This is a genomic window from Streptomyces sp. V3I7 (assembly GCF_030817495.1).
In the GTDB taxonomy this organism is placed as follows: Bacteria; Actinomycetota; Actinomycetes; order Streptomycetales; family Streptomycetaceae; genus Streptomyces.
Map to the genome: position 1 here is coordinate 3,318,693 of NZ_JAUSZK010000001.1, position 16,156 is coordinate 3,334,848.

At 69.4% G+C, this 16,156-nt stretch carries 15 protein-coding genes and 1 riboswitch; of the genes, 7 read left to right on the forward strand and 8 right to left on the reverse strand.

All coding sequences use genetic code 11. The features are described 5' to 3' along the window. Nucleotides 1-32: 32 nt before the first annotated feature. The 3 genes from cydB to hisC form a co-directional block, all read right to left on the reverse strand. The gene (cydB, locus tag QFZ74_RS15425) at nucleotides 33-1,040 is read right to left on the reverse strand and encodes a cytochrome d ubiquinol oxidase subunit II (RefSeq protein WP_307621378.1); all 1,008 of its coding nucleotides are present in this window, start codon (nucleotides 1,038-1,040) and stop codon (nucleotides 33-35) included. A gap of 20 nt (nucleotides 1,041-1,060) precedes the next feature. Next, complete coding sequence (locus QFZ74_RS15430) at nucleotides 1,061-2,569, reverse strand: cytochrome ubiquinol oxidase subunit I (protein WP_307621379.1); 1,509 nt, start codon at nucleotides 2,567-2,569, stop codon at nucleotides 1,061-1,063. 221 nt (nucleotides 2,570-2,790) lie between these two features. After that, nucleotides 2,791-3,870 carry a histidinol-phosphate transaminase gene (gene hisC / locus QFZ74_RS15435; RefSeq protein ID WP_307621380.1) on the reverse strand — a complete coding sequence of 360 codons (1,080 nt, stop codon included), beginning with the start codon at nucleotides 3,868-3,870 and terminating at the stop codon, nucleotides 2,791-2,793. 440 nt (nucleotides 3,871-4,310) lie between these two features. On the opposite strand from hisC, the gene QFZ74_RS15440 reads away from it, so the two are divergent. The 3 genes from QFZ74_RS15440 (at nucleotide 4,311) to QFZ74_RS15450 (ending at nucleotide 7,949) form a co-directional block, all read left to right on the forward strand. After that, nucleotides 4,311-5,423, forward strand: coding sequence for a LacI family DNA-binding transcriptional regulator (locus QFZ74_RS15440; protein WP_307621381.1), 1,113 nt, complete (start codon nucleotides 4,311-4,313; stop codon nucleotides 5,421-5,423). A gap of 371 nt (nucleotides 5,424-5,794) precedes the next feature. Next, on the forward strand, nucleotides 5,795-6,871 hold the full coding sequence (locus QFZ74_RS15445) for a metallophosphoesterase family protein (RefSeq protein ID WP_307621382.1): 1,077 nt from the start codon (nucleotides 5,795-5,797) through the stop codon (nucleotides 6,869-6,871). A 181-nt stretch (nucleotides 6,872-7,052) separates the two neighbouring features. Next, nucleotides 7,053-7,949, forward strand: coding sequence for a hypothetical protein (locus tag QFZ74_RS15450; RefSeq protein WP_307621383.1), 897 nt, complete (start codon nucleotides 7,053-7,055; stop codon nucleotides 7,947-7,949). Between the two features lie 156 nt (nucleotides 7,950-8,105). Here QFZ74_RS15450 and thiC read toward each other — a convergent pair whose 3' ends face one another. Next, entirely contained in the window at nucleotides 8,106-9,890 is a 1,785-nt protein-coding gene (thiC, locus tag QFZ74_RS15455; protein WP_307621384.1) for a phosphomethylpyrimidine synthase ThiC, read from the reverse strand. Then, nucleotides 9,883-10,060: riboswitch (TPP riboswitch) on the reverse strand. It overlaps the preceding gene by 8 nt. Nucleotides 10,061-10,131: 71 nt before the next feature. Here thiC and QFZ74_RS15460 point away from each other — a divergent pair. Further along, a complete protein-coding gene (locus tag QFZ74_RS15460; protein WP_307621385.1) occupies nucleotides 10,132-11,649 on the forward strand; it encodes a YibE/F family protein in 1,518 nt (505 codons plus the stop codon). Nucleotides 11,650-11,760: 111 nt separating this feature from the next. Here QFZ74_RS15460 and QFZ74_RS15465 read toward each other — a convergent pair whose 3' ends face one another. From QFZ74_RS15465 to QFZ74_RS15480, 4 genes are all read right to left on the reverse strand, one after another. Further along, entirely contained in the window at nucleotides 11,761-12,198 is a 438-nt protein-coding gene (locus QFZ74_RS15465; RefSeq protein WP_307621386.1) for an SsgA family sporulation/cell division regulator, read from the reverse strand. A gap of 99 nt (nucleotides 12,199-12,297) precedes the next feature. Beyond that, complete coding sequence (locus QFZ74_RS15470; protein ID WP_373462391.1) at nucleotides 12,298-13,155, reverse strand: IclR family transcriptional regulator; 858 nt, start codon at nucleotides 13,153-13,155, stop codon at nucleotides 12,298-12,300. A gap of 207 nt (nucleotides 13,156-13,362) precedes the next feature. Continuing rightward, complete coding sequence (locus QFZ74_RS15475) at nucleotides 13,363-13,575, reverse strand: DUF5326 family protein (protein ID WP_307621388.1); 213 nt, start codon at nucleotides 13,573-13,575, stop codon at nucleotides 13,363-13,365. Between the two features lie 156 nt (nucleotides 13,576-13,731). Beyond that, the gene (locus QFZ74_RS15480; protein ID WP_307621389.1) at nucleotides 13,732-14,049 is read right to left on the reverse strand and encodes a cupin domain-containing protein; all 318 of its coding nucleotides are present in this window, start codon (nucleotides 14,047-14,049) and stop codon (nucleotides 13,732-13,734) included. 60 nt (nucleotides 14,050-14,109) lie between these two features. Here QFZ74_RS15480 and QFZ74_RS15485 point away from each other — a divergent pair, with 60 nt between their 5' ends. From QFZ74_RS15485 to QFZ74_RS15495, 3 genes are read left to right on the forward strand one after another with little or no spacing between them, the layout of a single operon-like run. Next, nucleotides 14,110-14,490 carry a phage holin family protein gene (locus QFZ74_RS15485; RefSeq protein WP_307621390.1) on the forward strand — a complete coding sequence of 127 codons (381 nt, stop codon included), beginning with the start codon at nucleotides 14,110-14,112 and terminating at the stop codon, nucleotides 14,488-14,490. Between the two features lie 5 nt (nucleotides 14,491-14,495). Continuing rightward, entirely contained in the window at nucleotides 14,496-14,987 is a 492-nt protein-coding gene (locus QFZ74_RS15490) for a low molecular weight protein-tyrosine-phosphatase (RefSeq protein ID WP_307621391.1), read from the forward strand. Beyond that, nucleotides 14,984-16,132: a cystathionine gamma-lyase gene (locus QFZ74_RS15495; protein ID WP_307621392.1), complete on the forward strand. Its 1,149-nt coding sequence runs from the start codon at nucleotides 14,984-14,986 to the stop codon at nucleotides 16,130-16,132. The genes QFZ74_RS15490 and QFZ74_RS15495 overlap by 4 nt, the downstream gene beginning before the upstream one ends. Nucleotides 16,133-16,156 lie beyond the last annotated feature (24 nt).

Here is a 16,156-nt window from a genome sequence, read left to right on the forward strand (position 1 = left end):
TCACGTGAAACCCGGGAGCACTTCCGTGCTCGTCAGTGAGCCACCTCAGGGGCGATGTGCTGCGTCCCGATCCGCTTGCGGAACACCCAGTACGTCCACCCCTGGTAGAGCAGCACCAGCGGTGTGGCGATCCCCGCGCACCAGGTCATGATCTTCAGGGTGTACGGGCTGGACGACGCGTTGGTGACCGTGAGGCTCCAGTCGCCGTTGAGCGAGGACGGCATGACGTCCGGGAAGAGCGACAGGAAGAGCATCGCCACGGTCGCCACGACGGCAAGGCCCGAGAACGCGAACGACCACCCCTCACGCGCCACCTGATTCGCCACCAGGGCGGCGACCAGTGCGGCGACGGCCACCACCAGGGCCACCAGGCTCATGCGGTCACCGCGGCCAGCTTGCGTCCACAGCAGGAAGGCCGATGCCAGCACGGCCGTGACGAGACCGACCCGCAGCGCCAGCTTCCGCGCCCGCTCCCGGATGTCGCCGACGGTCTTCAGCGCGGTGAACACCGCTCCGTGGAAGGTGAACAGCGTGAGCGTCACCAGGCCGCCGAGCAGGGCGTAGGGATGGAACAGGTCAGCCACGGTGCCGACGTACTCGAAGCGCCCGTCGATCTTCACGCCCCGAGCGATGTTGCCGAACACCACACCCCACAGGAACGCCGGGATCAGCGAGGTCCAGAAGATCGCCGTCTCCCAGGTGCGCTGCCAGTTCTCCTCGGGCCGCTTCGCCCGGTACTCGAAGCCGACGCCCCGGACGATCAGGCAGACCAGGATGACCAGGAAGGGCAGGTAGAAGCCGGAGAAGAGGGTGGCGTACCACTCGGGGAAGGCGGCGAAAGTCCCACCGCCGGCCGTGAGCAGCCAGACCTCGTTGCCGTCCCAGACCGGGCCGATGGTGTTGATCAGCACCCGCTTCTCGGTCCGGCCGCGGGCGAGGACCTTGGTGAGGATGCCGACCCCGAAGTCGAAGCCCTCCAGGAAGAAGTAGCCGGTCCACAGGACGGCTATGAGAACGAACCAGACATCGTGCAGTTCCATGACGGTACGGCTCCCTCGGCCTAGTACGAGAAGGCCATCGGCTTGTCGGCGCCCCGGGGGTCGCCGCCCACCCTCGTGGGCGGGTTGAGGTCGTCCTCGCTGAGCTCGGGAGGACCGGCCTTGACGTACTTGACGAGCAGCTTGACCTCGACGACGGCGAGGACGGCGTACAGCACGGTGAAGACGAGCATCGAGGTGAGGACCTCGCCCTGGGAGACACCGGGGGAGGCCGCGTCACGGGTGCGCAGCACGCCGTACACGACCCAGGGCTGACGGCCCATCTCGGTGAAGATCCAGCCCCAGGAGTTGGCGATCAGCGGGAAGGCCAGGGTCCAGATCGCGATGCGCCAGTACCAGGTGGTGAGCTTCGGGCCGAGCGCCTTGTTCCGGAACAGGACCAGGTGCGGCACCTCGTCCTCGCCGACCCTCAGGTGCTCCGGCAGCAGGAACTTCCTGCGGGTCAGCCACAGGCCCACCAGGCCGATCGCGAAGGACGTCATGCCGAAACCGATCATCCAGCGAAATCCCCAGAAGGTGACCGGGATGACGGGCCGGTAGTCGCCGGGACCGTACTTCTCCCGCTCGGCCTTGTTGGTGTCGTTGATGCCGGGGACGTACGCGCTGAAGTTGTCGGCGGCCAGGAAGGACAGCAGCCCGGGGACGGTCAGTTCGACGGAGTTGTGACCCTTGCTGACATCGCCGTAGGCGAAGACCGAGAACGGCGCGGAGTCCTGGCCGTCCCACAGGGCCTCGGCGGCGGCCATCTTCATCGGCTGCTGCTTGAACATGACCTTGCCCAGCAGGTCGCCGCTGACCGAGGTGAGCAGGCCGGCGACGACCACGGTCACCAGACCGAGCCGCAGCGACGTCTTCATCACGCGGACGTGCTTCTTGCGCAGCAGGTGGAAGCAGGCGATGCCGACCATGAACGCGCCACCGGTCAGGAAGGACGCGGTGAGCGTGTGGAACGCCTGCGTCAGCGCCGTGTTCTGGGTCAGGACCTGCCAGAAGTCGATGAGTTCGGCGCGCCCCTTCGCCTTGTCGAGCCGGTAGCCGACCGGGTGCTGCATCCACGAGTTCGCCGCGAGGATGAAGTACGCGGACAGCAGCGTGCCGAGCGAGACCATCCATATGCAGCCCAGGTGGATCCGCTTGGGCAGCTTGTCCCAGCCGAAGATCCACAGGCCGATGAAGGTGGACTCGAAGAAGAACGCGATCAGCGCCTCCAGGGCGAGCGGAGCACCGAAGACGTCACCCACGAAGCGCGAGTAGGCCGACCAGTTCATGCCGAACTGGAACTCCTGCACGATGCCGGTGACGACACCCATCGCGATGTTGATCAGGAAGAGCTTGCCCCAGAACTTGGTCGCCCTGAGGTACTTCTCGTTCTCCGTGCGCACCCATGCGGTCTGCAGACCGGCGGTGAGAGCGGCCAGGGAGATGGTCAGGGGGACGAAGAAGAAGTGATAGACGGTCGTGATACCGAACTGCCAGCGCGCCAGTGTCTCCGGCGCCAACGCCAACTCCACGTCGAGGGCCCTCCTTGCGCAGCTTGTGAATGCGTTCACATTCACAAGACATTATGGCGCACTGCTTTTCGATGTTCGAAGGGGGGTCCCCGCTGTCCGACTGGGCGTCAGCTCAACGTTCTCACCAGGGACTTCACGGCGCTAGACCGCACGGCCCCAAACGACGCTCCCCGCCGCGGACGGGGCCGGCGGCGGGGAGGTCACAGACGGACGGGGCAGCCTCAGAGGTCCTTGCGGAAAGCTTCCGTCACCTTCAGGAAGATGTCGTTCGCCTCGCTCTCGCCGATCGTCACCCGCACGCCCTCGCCCGGGAACGGCCGGACCACGACGCCATGCTCCTCGCACGCCGCCGCGAAGGGCGCCGTGCTCTCCCCCAGCCGCAGCCAGACGAAGTTGGCGTGAGTCTCGGGCACGGTCCAGCCCTGGGCGCGCAGCGCGTCGACCACGCGCGTGCGCTCGCACACCAACGAGCCGACGCGGCCGAGCAGTTCGTCCTCACAGCGCAGCGAGGCGACCGCCGCGTCCTGCGCGAGCTGGCTCACACCGAACGGCACGGCCGTCTTGCGCAGCGCCGCCGCCACCGGCTCGTGCGCGATGGCGAAACCGACGCGCAGCCCGGCGAGGCCGTACGCCTTCGAAAAGGTCCGCAGCACACAGACGTTGGGCCGCTCCCGGTAGATCTCCACGCCGTCCGGCACCTCGGGATCGCGGATGAACTCCCGGTAGGCCTCGTCCAGCACCACCAGAACGTCCCGGGGGACCCGGTCGAGGAAGCGCTCCAGCTCCGCCCGCCGGACCACCGTGCCCGTCGGGTTGTTGGGGTTGCAGACGAAGATCAGGCGCGTCCGGTCGGTGATGGCGTCCGCCATCGCGTCCAGGTCGTGCACATCGCCCGGCGTCAGCGGCACCTGGACCGGCCGGGCGCCGCTGATCTGGGTGATGATCGGGTAGGCCTCGAAGGACCGCCAGGCGTAGATGACCTCGTCACCGGGGCCGCTGGTGGCCTGGACCAGCTGCTGGGCGACGCCGACCGAACCGGTGCCGGTGGCCAGGTGCGTGATCGGGACGCCGAAACGCTCCGCCAGCTCCTCCATCAGAGCGCTGCACCCCATGTCCGGGTAGCGGTTGAAGGCGGAGGCGGCCGCGGTCACGGACTCCATGACCCCCGGCAGCGGCGGATACGGGTTCTCGTTGGAGGACAGCTTGTAGGCGACCGGGCCGCCGGCCGCGGCGGGCCTGCCCGGCTTGTACGTGGGGATACCCTCCAGCTCGGCGCGCAGCTTCGGGCTCGTCTCGCTCACCGCATCCTCCTCGCGACCACCGGCGGACCGTCAGCGCCGCCGGCTTCCAATGCTCCTCACCTTATGAGGATTCCGCCCGCCTGCGTACAGCTGAACAAGGACGGGGACGGTCCGGAGCAGAAGCCCATGAGCCCCGCGGGCATCGAGGGCACCGCCGCACCAAGGCGTACGAAACGGGGGGGGCGCGCCGCACATATATCTACGCGCCGGTGGCTTGCGCCGTGGCGCGCGTCCCTCGTGCAGGTGAGTTGAGACCTCTTCGAAACATCAGGCACTTGGCAGGTCCATCCGCGTCGACAAGTTACGTCTTGCCATTAGATCGTTCAACTGGCTTGCTTTCCCAGGCTATTGACCGGGTGCGGCCTTGCAGAAACGTGCCTGTCAACGCGTGCATATGCGTCCGCACTACCCCACCGTATGAGCCCTACTATCGGCTCGCCATGACAGCAGCAGGGAAGCACCAGGTGAGCCGAGCGGAAACCTCACGTCGAGGCAGCCGGCCGGGCCGGGCGGGCATCAGAGACGTGGCCGCCGCCGCCGGGGTCTCCATCACGACCGTCTCCGATGCCCTCAACGGCAAGGGCCGGCTCCCGGACGCCACCCGGCGCCACGTCCGCGAGGTCGCCGACCGGCTGGGGTACAGACCCTCGGCCGCCGCCCGCACCCTCCGTACCGGCAAGTCGGGCCTGATCGGCCTGACCGTGACGACGTACGGGGATGAACCTTTCACCTTCACGGAGTTCGCGTACTTCGCGGAGATGGCCCGGGCCGCCACCTCGGCCGCGCTCGCCCGCGGCTACGCCCTCGTCATCCTGCCCGCCACCTCACGCCACGACGTGTGGTCCAACGTCGCCCTGGACGGCACGGTCGTCATCGATCCCTCCGACCATGACCCGGTCGTCAGCGAACTGGTCCGCCAGGGCTTACCGGTCGTCTCCGACGGCCGCCCGGCCGGCTCGCTGCCGGTCACCGCCTGGGTCGACAACGACCACGAGGCCGCCGTACTCGGCATCCTCGACCATCTCGCCGACGCGGGCGCCCGCCGGATCGGACTGCTCACCGGGACCACGACGGACACCTACACCCACCTGTCCACCACCGCCTACCTGCACTGGTGCGAGCGGGTCGGGCAGGACCCGGTGTACGAGGCCTACCCCGCGCACGACCCGTGCGCGGGCGCTGTCGCCGCCGACCGGCTGCTGGCCCGCCCGGACCGCCCTGACGCCGTCTACGGCCTGTTCGACCCCAACGGCACCGACCTCCTCGCCGCCGCCCGCCGCTACGGGCTGCGCGTACCGGACGACCTGCTGCTGGTGTGCTGCAGCGAGTCCACCGTGTACGCCAACACCGAGCCGCCCATCACCACGCTCTCGCTCAAGCCGCGCCGGATCGGCACGGCGGTGGTCCAGCTCCTCATCGACGCCATCGAGGGGGTCGACTCGGACCAGCCGGTCGAGCAGGTGATACCGACCGAGCTGATCGTCCGCACCTCGTCCCAGCGCCGCTCGCCCCGTACGACGGTGAGCCCGCCGCGGACATCGGACGACACGTAGCGCACCGGGGCCGGGCACGGGGCTGCGCACCGGCCCCGGCCCCGCGGACGTGTCGTGATCACCGTTAGGGGGGACGCGGCGGTTCCGGGAGACGGGCCGGGCGAGCCGGGAGATCGCCGGCCGGTCATCCTCCGGTCATCGATTCGGTCACCCGCTGGTCATGAGACGGGCCGTATGTCGGTGACCAGCCACCGACATATCCGCGTAAACAGGGCGAACGCTGCGCCGGACCGGAGTCCTACCCGGATTCACCACCCCTGGGTCATCACATGGCGCGATCCGCATTCCTATGATGGGCCCACGACACCGCGGGCCGCTGCGACCAGGCAGTCCGATGCGGTGCAGATGCGGCGCGATGGTGGAGGGGTCTGATGACTCAGGGGGCCGGTCAGGGACCCGTAGCGGAGCGGACGGCGACGACGTTGCGCGACTTCCGGGTACCCGCGTACGTCCACGAGACCGGTCCGTACGCCCACGGTGCCATCCTCGGTGTCGATGTGACGCGCGTCGACGAGGACCAGCCGGAGGGCTACCCACCCCCGCAGCGCGACCTGCCGGTCGACCTGGGAGACACGCTCGAGATGCCCGTCGAGACGGCCGCGGATCCCGCCGCGCAGCCCTCGGAGGGCACCGGCCCGCTGTACGTGGTCGGCGACGTGCACGGCTATCTCGACGAGCTGCTCGCCGCGCTCCGGGAGAAGGGCCTGATCGACTCCGACGCCCAGTGGTGCGCGGGCGACGCCCGGCTGTGGTTCCTCGGCGACTTCACCGATCGGGGCCCGGACGGCATCGGCGTCATCGACCTCGTCATGCGGCTGTCCGCCGAGGCCGCGGCGGCCGGCGGTTACTGCAAGGCGCTCATGGGAAACCACGAGCTGCTGCTGCTCGGCGCCAAGCGGTTCAGCGACGCCCCCGTCAACTCCGCCGCGGGCACCGCCACCTTCCAGGCCGCCTGGCTGCTCAACGGCGGCCAGAAGACCGATATGGACCGCCTTCAGGACCACCACCTCCAGTGGATGGCGCGGCTGGACGCCATCGAGGAGGTGGACGGCCACCTGCTCGTCCACTCCGACACCACCGCCTACCTCGACTACGGCGACTCCATCGAGGCGGTCAACGACACCGTCCGCGAGACGCTCACGCGCAACGACGTGATCGAGTGCTGGGACCTGTTCCGCAAGTTCACCAAGCGTTTCTCCTTCCGGGACGAGGGAGGCGCGGACGCCGTCCGTTCCCTGCTCGATACGTACGGCGGCACCCGGATCGTTCACGGCCACAGCCCGATTCCCTATCTGACGGGCGAGGCCGGCGCCGAGGACGGCGAGGCGGACGCGGGCCCGGTCGTCGAACGGCCGCACGTCTACGCCGAGGGGCTCGCCATCGCGATGGACGGCGGAGTGACCATGGCCGGAAAGCTGCTGGTTCAGCAACTTCCCCTGGATATCTGAGCGTTCGCCGGGCAGGCGTCCCCCGACGGCGCGTGTGCGGGTCCTGACCCAATTTCCGGCACCCCCTGTCGCCCCGAGCCGTCACCGCTCTACCATCGGCTTATCCGTAGCAGGCTCCCCTCCGTTTCTGCCCGACGGGCTCGTCGGCGTGCGAGCCCCAAGCCTTACGGAGCATCGGGGGATGCACATGAACAGCGTTCCGCAGCACCTGCTGAGCGAGGACCGCCAGGAGTACGAGCGGCTCCTCGATGAGGCGCTGCGCTCCGCCCCGCACCGTCCGGAACTCGCCGCTGTCGGACAGCGGCTCAACTCCGAACAACTGCGCACGATGGCCCTCAACGCCACCGCGCTCATCACCGCGGCCGCGGCGACCGAGTACCAGCACTACGTGAAGGTCCGCGAGGACCTGCGCCGCCCGACGCCGGCCACCGCGCCGTCCGGACATGCGTCCGGCTCCGGAGAGCCGGTCGGCGGCGCGATGGGACTCGCCACCTCCCTCGGCGAGGCCGCCGAGAGCACCGGCGCGGGTGCCATCGCCGTCGTCGCCGTGCTCGCGCCCGTTCTCGCCGGGACGGCCGCGGCGATATTCCTGCTCGTCGGCTACATCCTGAAGATGCTCGACCCCGAGCCGGCGTTCGCCCGGACCATGCTGACCGCGGGCTGGGCGTTCGGCGCGCTGACCGCGGCCGGGATCCTCGTCGCCGCCGCCGGGCTGCTGCTCACCGCCCTGCGCAACAGCCCCTCGCTGGAGGCGGGACCGTACGGAGCGGCGAACACGGATCTCACCCGCGCCAGGGAGGCCTGGGGCGACGCCCTGCTGGAGCGCGGCATACTGCCCTTCCTCCGCGAGGCACTCGCCGAACCCGGAGCGGCCACGGTCCCGCGCACCCATCCACTGGCACCGGCCGGACGCATGCCACGCCTGGGCTACGACCGCCCCGGCTTCAGCAGCCCCGACGACGGCTCCGCGTCCCGCCCGCACCCGAGGTTCAGCAGCCCTGACTACTCGAGCCCGGACTTCGGAGGCCCGGACTTCGGAGGCCCGGACTTCGGAGGCCCGGACAACCAGCCGGAATGACTCCGGCCGGCGTCCGCCGAGAGAAGCGGGCCCGGGCACCCGGTCCCGCCCGACGGCGGAACCGAGCACCCGGCCTCCCACGGCCGGGACGGCACGGACCGGCATCGCTTTCCGGACATGTGCCGGGCAGCGATCCGGACCCACCCTCCGGGCCGGTCAGTCGGCGATCGGCAGGTACACGCGGTTTCCGGCCGCCGCGAACTCCTCCGACTTCCGGGCCATGCCCTCCTCGATCTCGGCCCGAGCGCCGCCGTGTTCGCGGCGGATGTCCTGCGAGATCTTCATGCTGCAGAACTTCGGCCCGCACATCGAGCAGAAGTGAGCCGTCTTGGCAGGCTCGGCCGGCAGGGTCTCGTCGTGGAACTCCCGTGCCGTGTCCGGGTCCAGGGCGAGGTTGAACTGGTCCTCCCACCGGAACTCGAACCGGGCGTCGGACAAAGCGTCGTCCCACTCCTGCGCACCTGGGTGCCCCTTGGCGAGGTCGGCTGCGTGGGCGGCGATCTTGTAGGTGATGACGCCGGTCTTGACGTCGTCACGGTTGGGCAGGCCCAAGTGCTCCTTGGGCGTGACATAGCAGAGCATGGCCGTGCCCCACCAGGCGATCATCGCGGCACCGATGCCGGAGGTGATGTGGTCGTACGCCGGCGCGACGTCCGTCGTCAGCGGGCCAAGGGTATAGAACGGAGCTTCATCACAGATCTCCTGCTGAAGGTCGATGTTCTCCTTGATCTTGTGCATCGGGACATGTCCCGGGCCCTCGATCATCGTCTGTACATCGAAACGCCTGGCGATCCGGTTGAGTTCCCCGAGCGTCCGCAATTCCGCGAACTGCGCCTCGTCGTTGGCGTCCGCGATCGAGCCGGGCCGCAGACCGTCGCCCAGCGAGTAGGTGACGTCGTAGGCGGCGAGGATCTCGCAGAGTTCCTCGAAGTTCTCGTAGAGGAATGATTCCTTGTGGTGCGCCAGGCACCACGCGGCCATGATCGAGCCGCCCCGCGAGACGATGCCCGTCTTGCGGTTCGCGGTGAGCGGCACGTACGGCAGGCGCACGCCCGCGTGGACCGTCATGTAGTCCACGCCCTGCTCGGCCTGCTCGATGACCGTGTCCTTGTAGATCTCCCAGGTCAGTTCCTCGGCCTTGCCGTCGACCTTCTCCAGGGCCTGATAGAGCGGCACCGTACCGATGGGAACGGGGGAGTTGCGCAGCACCCACTCGCGGGTGGTGTGGATGTTGCGGCCGGTGGACAAGTCCATGACCGTGTCGGCGCCCCAGCGGGTCGCCCAGGTCATCTTCTCGACCTCCTCCTCGATGGAGGACGTCACCGCCGAGTTGCCGATGTTGGCGTTGACCTTCACCAGGAATCGCTTACCGATGATCATCGGCTCGATCTCCGGGTGGTTGACGTTGGCGGGCAGCACCGCCCGTCCCGCCGCGATCTCCTCGCGGACGACCTCCGGAGAGACGTTCTCGCGAAGCGCCACGAACTCCATCTCGGGCGTGATCTCGCCGCGCTTCGCGTACGCGAGCTGGGTGACCGCGGCCCCGTCACGACCGCGGCGTGGCTGCCGTGGCCGCCCGGGGAAAACCGCGTCCAGGTTGCGCAGTCCGCCGCGTGGCGAGGTGTGCTTGATGCCGTCGTCCTCGGGCCGGACGGGGCGTCCCGCGTACTCCTCGGTGTCGCCTCGGGCTGTGATCCAGTTCTCCCGCAGCGGCGCCAGGCCGCGCCGGACATCGGTCTCGACGTGCGGATCGGTGTACGGGCCGGAGGTGTCGTACAGCGTGACCGACTGCCCGTTGGTGAGATGCACCTGACGGACCGGCACGCGCAGGTCGGGGCGGGAGCCCGCGACATACCCCTTGTGCCAGCCGATGGACTTCCCGGCCTCCGGGGACTGTTCGTCCTGGACGGAGGCAGGCGTGCGTGCGTCCTTGATGGTCATGAGACCTACTCCCTACGCCGGCATTACCCGGTAACAGGTTCGGCGGTCGACGCAGCGGATTCCGTCAGCCGGTGTTCCCTGTGAAACATCACTCGTTCCACGTGAAACATCGCGAATACGGAGGTCAGCGCCCTCTCAGCCCGGTGCTCCGAGCTCCCGCGTGTGCAAAGGTGCCTCCACGCTAGCGTCAATTCGGGCGCGGTGAACAGTGGGCCCCTACCGTTCTTGCGATGATCGGTCGGTGACCACGACGCAGCAGCCTCCGTACCCGCCGCCTGAGCCACCGCGCCGACACGGTCCCGGACCGGGCGACGGACACCAGCACGCGGGCGCGGGACCAGGGGGCGCCCAGGGGCACGGGCAGAGGCACGGGCCCTCAAGCGGCCATGGGCACGACCACGGTCCTGCCGGTGGCCACGGGCACGGACACGGCCCTGCGCCGGGCCGCGGTCACGGCCACTCACACAGTCACAGTCACGGCCCCGCCGCGCCCGTGTCCAAGCATCTGCGCAAGGTCATCGCGGCCATCCTGATCCCGTTCACCGCAGCCGTCGTCGTGGGGCTCGTGGTGCTCTGGCCAGGCGGTGCCCCACCGCACGAGCGCACCGGCGTCGGCTTCGACCGGCAGACGCAGCAGGCCTCGGTCACCAAGGTCGTCGAGGTGAGCTGCAAGTCGGTGAACGCCTCGGGGTCGGCCGCCCCGTCGGGCGATGTCTCCGCTCCCGACGGCAACTCACCCCAGCAGCAGGCGGACGGCATCTGCAAGAAGGCCACCGTCCGCGTCGATACCGGCAAGGACACGGGCCGTACGTTCACGGAGATCGTGCGCCCGGACCAGACGCGCCAGCTGCACGAGGGCCAGAAGGTCGTGGTCGCGTACGAGCCCGCGGCGCCCAAGGAACTCCAGTACGCGGTCACCGATGTGAACCGGCAGTTCCCGATGGCTCTGCTCGCCGGCATCTTCGCGCTCGCCGTCGTGGTGGTGGGCCGGATGCGCGGCGTCATGGCGCTGGTCGCACTCGCCGTCAGCTTCCTGCTGCTGACCCTCTTCATCCTGCCCGCGATCCTGCAGGGCTCGAACCCCCTGCTCGTGGCGGTGGTCGGGTCGAGCGCCATCATGCTGATCGCCCTCTACATGTGCCACGGCCTGTCGGCACGCACGTCGGTGGCGGTCCTGGGCACGCTCGTCTCGCTGTCGCTGATCGGCGTCCTCGGCTCGGGATTCATCGGCTGGGCCGCGCTGACCGGCAACACGGACGACAACACCGGCCTGATCCACGGGCTGTACCCGTCCATCGACATGAGCGGTCTGCTGCTCGCCGGCGTCATCATCGGTTCGCTGGGTGTGCTCGACGATGTGACGGTGACCCAGACATCGGCCGTCTGGGAGCTGCACGAGGCCAATCCGACGATGGGCTGGCGCGGGCTGTACCGGGCCGGTATCCGCATCGGCCGGGACCACATCGCGTCCGTCGTCAACACCCTCGTCCTCGCCTACGCCGGTGCCGCCCTGCCCCTGCTGCTGCTCTTCTCGATCGCGCGCAGCAGTGTGGGGGCGGTCGCGGGCAGTGAGCTGGTGGCCGAGGAGATCGTGCGCACGCTGGTCGGCTCGATCGGCCTGGTCGCCTCGGTCCCGGTCACCACGGCGTTGGCAGCGCTCGTGGTCTCGGCGGACCGGCCCGGGCAGCAGCCGGCCCCGGCGGCGCAGGCCACCGCCGCGGCGAACGGCGGTGGCCGGGGCCGGCGCCGCAAGCGCTGACATCGCCGGCCTGAGCGGAAGGGCAGTCCTGAGCGAAACGGCAGTGCAGAAGCGTTCCTGCAGACGGTGAACGGCGCGGCGGAACACCGCACCCGTGACTGCCGTAACGCTTCAGCCGGCGCTCTGCTCCTCGGCCAGGATACGGTCCAGAGCATCCTCGAGGTGGGCGTCGAAGTCCGCCAGCGCGCCTTCCTGGCCCAGCGGCACCAGCTTGTCCGTACGGTCCAGGAACGCCACCAGCGGCGGCGCGGAGGACCGGAACACGGCCTGGTCGCTGCCCACCTGAAGCCGGATCAGCACCTCACCGAGCACCTCGGGATCCGTGGGGGCGATGTGCACATCGCCGTCCCCGCACGGCCGGCCCACCCCGTCGATCAGCAGCTCACGCCCGAACGCCCAGGTGACGGGGGCATCCCCGGGCAAATGGAAGGTGAGCCGCACGGCGTAGGGATCACAGGTCTCGTAGCGCAACTCCACCGGGATGCGGAAGGAGAGCTCCTCGGACACGAGAAAGCTCATCATGACCTCTGCCTGTACCGACTCGCGCATCGCCTACCCCGTCATATGACACCGACTGGCTGGGAATGATCCCTCTGATACTGGTGGCATCTTGCTGAACGTGTACACCAGATCACAAGGAGTAAGTTTTCAGATACTGATAGAGATCGCCAGTGACCCCAGATGACGCCCGACCTCGGCCTGGAGCTGCCGTACGGCGGGCAGCAGCCGGTCCGCCTGGTGGGCGGGGAGCGAGATGGCCATCGTGGCCGCCGTGGTGCCGACCGTGATCGGGATCGCGGCGCAGGCGGTCCCCAGCGCGTACTCCTGCCGCTCCGTCACCGTCTCCATCCGCCGCATCCGCTCCAGCCGCCGCATCAGGCTGTGGCCGTCGCGCACGGTGTACGGAGTGATGGACTGCACCGGATAGCGGTCGAGATGGTCCCGGCGGCCCTCCTCGTCCAGTTGGGACAGCAGGCACTGGCCGATGGCGTGCGCGTGCCCCGTCTCGCGGAAGTCGGCCCATTCCTCTACCGCCGGGTTGCCCGGTGTGTCGGAGACGCACATGACCTCGATCTCGCCCTCGCGGTAGACCGCGTAGTACACCGGCACCCCGATGGAATCCCGCCAGTGGGCGAGTGTGCTGGCCACCGTGCTGCGACGTTTCTGCTTCGCGCCGCTGCTGCTCAGCCGCTCCGCGGCCTCACCGAGGAAGAACAGGCCCTTGTCACGCCGCAGATAGCCCTCGTGCACGAGGGTACGCAGCAGGTGATAGGCCGTCGGGAGCGCGATGCCGGTCAGGCGCGCGAGTTGTTTGGCCGGGGCGCCGTGCTCGTGCTCGGCGACCGATTCCAGCAGGCGCATGGCGCGCTGCACCGAACCGATGAGCGTCGCGGAGGGCTGCTCCGGGACGGCCAGTGGGGAGGTCCGCTGCAAGGGCGCTGTGGCAGAGCGGAGCCGGGCAGGGGGTGCGTGCGATTCTGCGGGTCCGGTGTCGACCGTGGCCAAGGGGCACTCCCGAAGCGCGAGGGGGGCAGCCCGTGCGGGGAACACGGGTGGGGGTGTACGCCGCCCGCGGGGCATGACCCCGCGTCGAACTCCGGACTGTAACCGCCGGCCACCCCGCACGGGCGGGAGCCGCGGAAACTTCCCCCGCGCGAGGGAACCGGTGATTCCCGTTACCTCGTCACCCTGTCACCGTGTCCCCAGCCGTCCTCACCAGTCGCTGCGCGACGAGGAGTTCGAGGTGAACTTCCGCACCACCCAGATCAGTCCGCCGACCAGCGCCACGAAGATCAGCGCCTTGAAGAGCAGAGCGATCACGAAGCCGACCACCGTGGCTATCAGGCCGCCGAAGACGACCAGGGCGATGACCGGCACGGCGATCCACTTCACCCACCACGGCAGTCCAGCGAAGATCTCTCGCATTGCCTTCGTCCTTTGCGCTCGTGTGCGGCCTCGAAGTCCAGCACTCGCGGTCTCGATGTCTCACCGTCGATGCTAGGGCCGCGCGGGGCCCTCGCGGGGGCTCCGCATCCCTTGTCCTCCCCTGACCGGTCCCCTAGGGAACCCTGAGAGAACGGGTCACGCCTCAGGCGGAGAGAAGACCACCAGGACCCTCAGGTCCTCGCTGATGTGGTGGAACTTGTGGGCGACCCCGGCCGGCACGTAGATCACGCTCCCGCGCGCGACCTGCGTGGTCTCCAGGCCGACCGTGATCGAGGCGCGGCCGCTCACGACGAAGTACACCTCGTCCTGGGTGTGCGGCTTCTGCGGGTCGTGCTCGCCGGCGTCGAGGGCGTACAGCCCGACCGACATGTTCCGCTCCCGCAGGAACTGCAGGTACGCCCCCTCGTTCGCGGCCCGCTCCGTCTCCAGTTCGTCCAACCGGAATGCCTTCATCGCCCTGGCCCGCCCTCGCCCCACTGCTCGTCGCCGGTCTCGTCTGCCACGATCAGACACATGAAGAATTTCCTAGTCAAGACGATCGCCAACGCGGGGGCCCTGGCCGTCGCCGTATGGCTGCTCGACAAGATCACGCTCACCGGGAGCAGCACCGGCGCGAAGACCGTCACGCTGATCATCGTCGCTCTGGTCTTCGGCCTGGTGAACTTCCTGGTCAAGCCGATCGTGAAGCTGCTGACGTTCCCGCTGTTCGTCCTGACGCTCGGCCTGATCACCCTGGTGGTCAACGCCCTGATGCTGCTGCTGACCTCATGGGTGTGCGACCAGATCGACGTGGGCTTCCACGTGGACGGCTTCTGGACCGCCGTCCTCGGCGGCCTGATCATCTCGGTCGTCTCCTGGGCGCTCAACCTCGTCCTGCCCGACGGCAAGGACTGATCGCGATGACCTACCGCGTCTGTCTCGTCTGCACCGGCAACATCTGCCGCTCGCCGATGGCCGAGTCGGTCCTGCGCGCCCTCGTCGCCGAGGCGGATCTCGCGGACCGCATCGAGATCGACAGCGCCGGCACCGGCGGCTGGCACGAGGGCGACGGCGCCGACCCGCGCACGGTGTCCGTACTGGAGGAGAACGGCTACGGCAGCGGCCACACCGCCCGCCAGTTCCAGGCGTCGTGGTTCTCCCGCCTCGACCTGGTGATCGCCCTGGACGCCGGCCACCTCAAGGCGCTGCGCCGCCTCGCCCCCACGGAGGAGGACGCGTGCAAGGTGCGGCTGCTCCGCTCCTACGACCCCGCCGCCGGTGGCGACCTCGACGTACCCGACCCGTACTACGGGGGGATGGACGGCTTCGAGGACTGCCTCGGCATGGTGGAGAGGGCGAGCGTCGGACTGCTCGCCGCCGTACGGGAGGAACTGGAGGGACGGGCCGCATGAGCGACAGCGCCATGGACCACGGATCCGCCGGTGAGGGCACGCGGGCGGTCCGCGCCGGACTGCCCGAGCCGGTCAAGCACGAGCCGACGCTGCCCGGTCCGGTCTTCGCCGCTCACTTCCACCTGCCCGGCGAGGTGACGGGGCCGTACGCCTACGGCCGCGACGACAACCCGACCTGGACGCTGCTGGAGCGCGCCATCGGCGAGCTGGAGGCGCCCGGGCGGGACGACGCCGAGACGCTCGTGTTCGCCTCGGGCATGGCCGCGATCTCCGCGGTGCTGTTCTCCCAGTTGCGCGCGGGGGACACGGTCGTGCTGCCCTCGGACGGCTACCAGGTGCTGCCCCTGGTGCGGGCCCAGCTGGAGGCGTACGGCATCGAGGTGCGCACCGCGCCGACGGGCGGCGACGCGCAGCTCGACGCCCTCGACGGCGCGAGGCTGCTGTGGATCGAGACGCCGTCGAACCCCGGGCTCGACGTGTGCGACATCCGCAGGCTCGCCGAGGCCGCCCACGCGCGCGGGGTCCTCGTCGCCGTCGACAACACGCTCGCGACGCCGCTCGGGCAACGCCCACTGGAGTTGGGCGCCGACTTCTCCGTGGCGAGCGGCACCAAGCAGCTCACCGGCCACGGGGACGTCCTCCTCGGTTACGTCGTGGGCCGCGACGCCGAGGCGATGGGCGCCGTACGCCGCTGGCGCAAGATCGTGGGGGCGATATCCGGTCCCATGGAGGCCTGGCTCGCGCACCGCTCCATCGCCACGCTCCAACTGCGCGTGGACCGGCAGAACGCGACCGCCCTCACCGTCGCCCACGCCCTGCGCGAGCGGCCCGAGGTGACCGGGCTGCGCTACCCGGGGCTGCCCGACGACCCCTCGCACAAGATCGCCTCGCAGCAGATGCGCCGCTACGGCTCGGTGGTCTCCTTCACGCTGCCCTCGCGCGCGCGGGCCGAGCGTTTCCTTCAGGCCCTGCGGCTGGTGGAGGACGCGACGAGCTTCGGCGGCGTGCGTTCCACGGCGGAACGGCGCGGCCGCTGGGGCGGAGACGCGGTGCCGGAGGGCTTCATCCGCCTGTCGGTGGGAGCCGAGGACGCCGAGGATCTGGTGGCCGATGTGCTTCGGGCGCTGGACGAGTCGGCGGAATGACCGGATGACGGCTGGCGGGGTCGA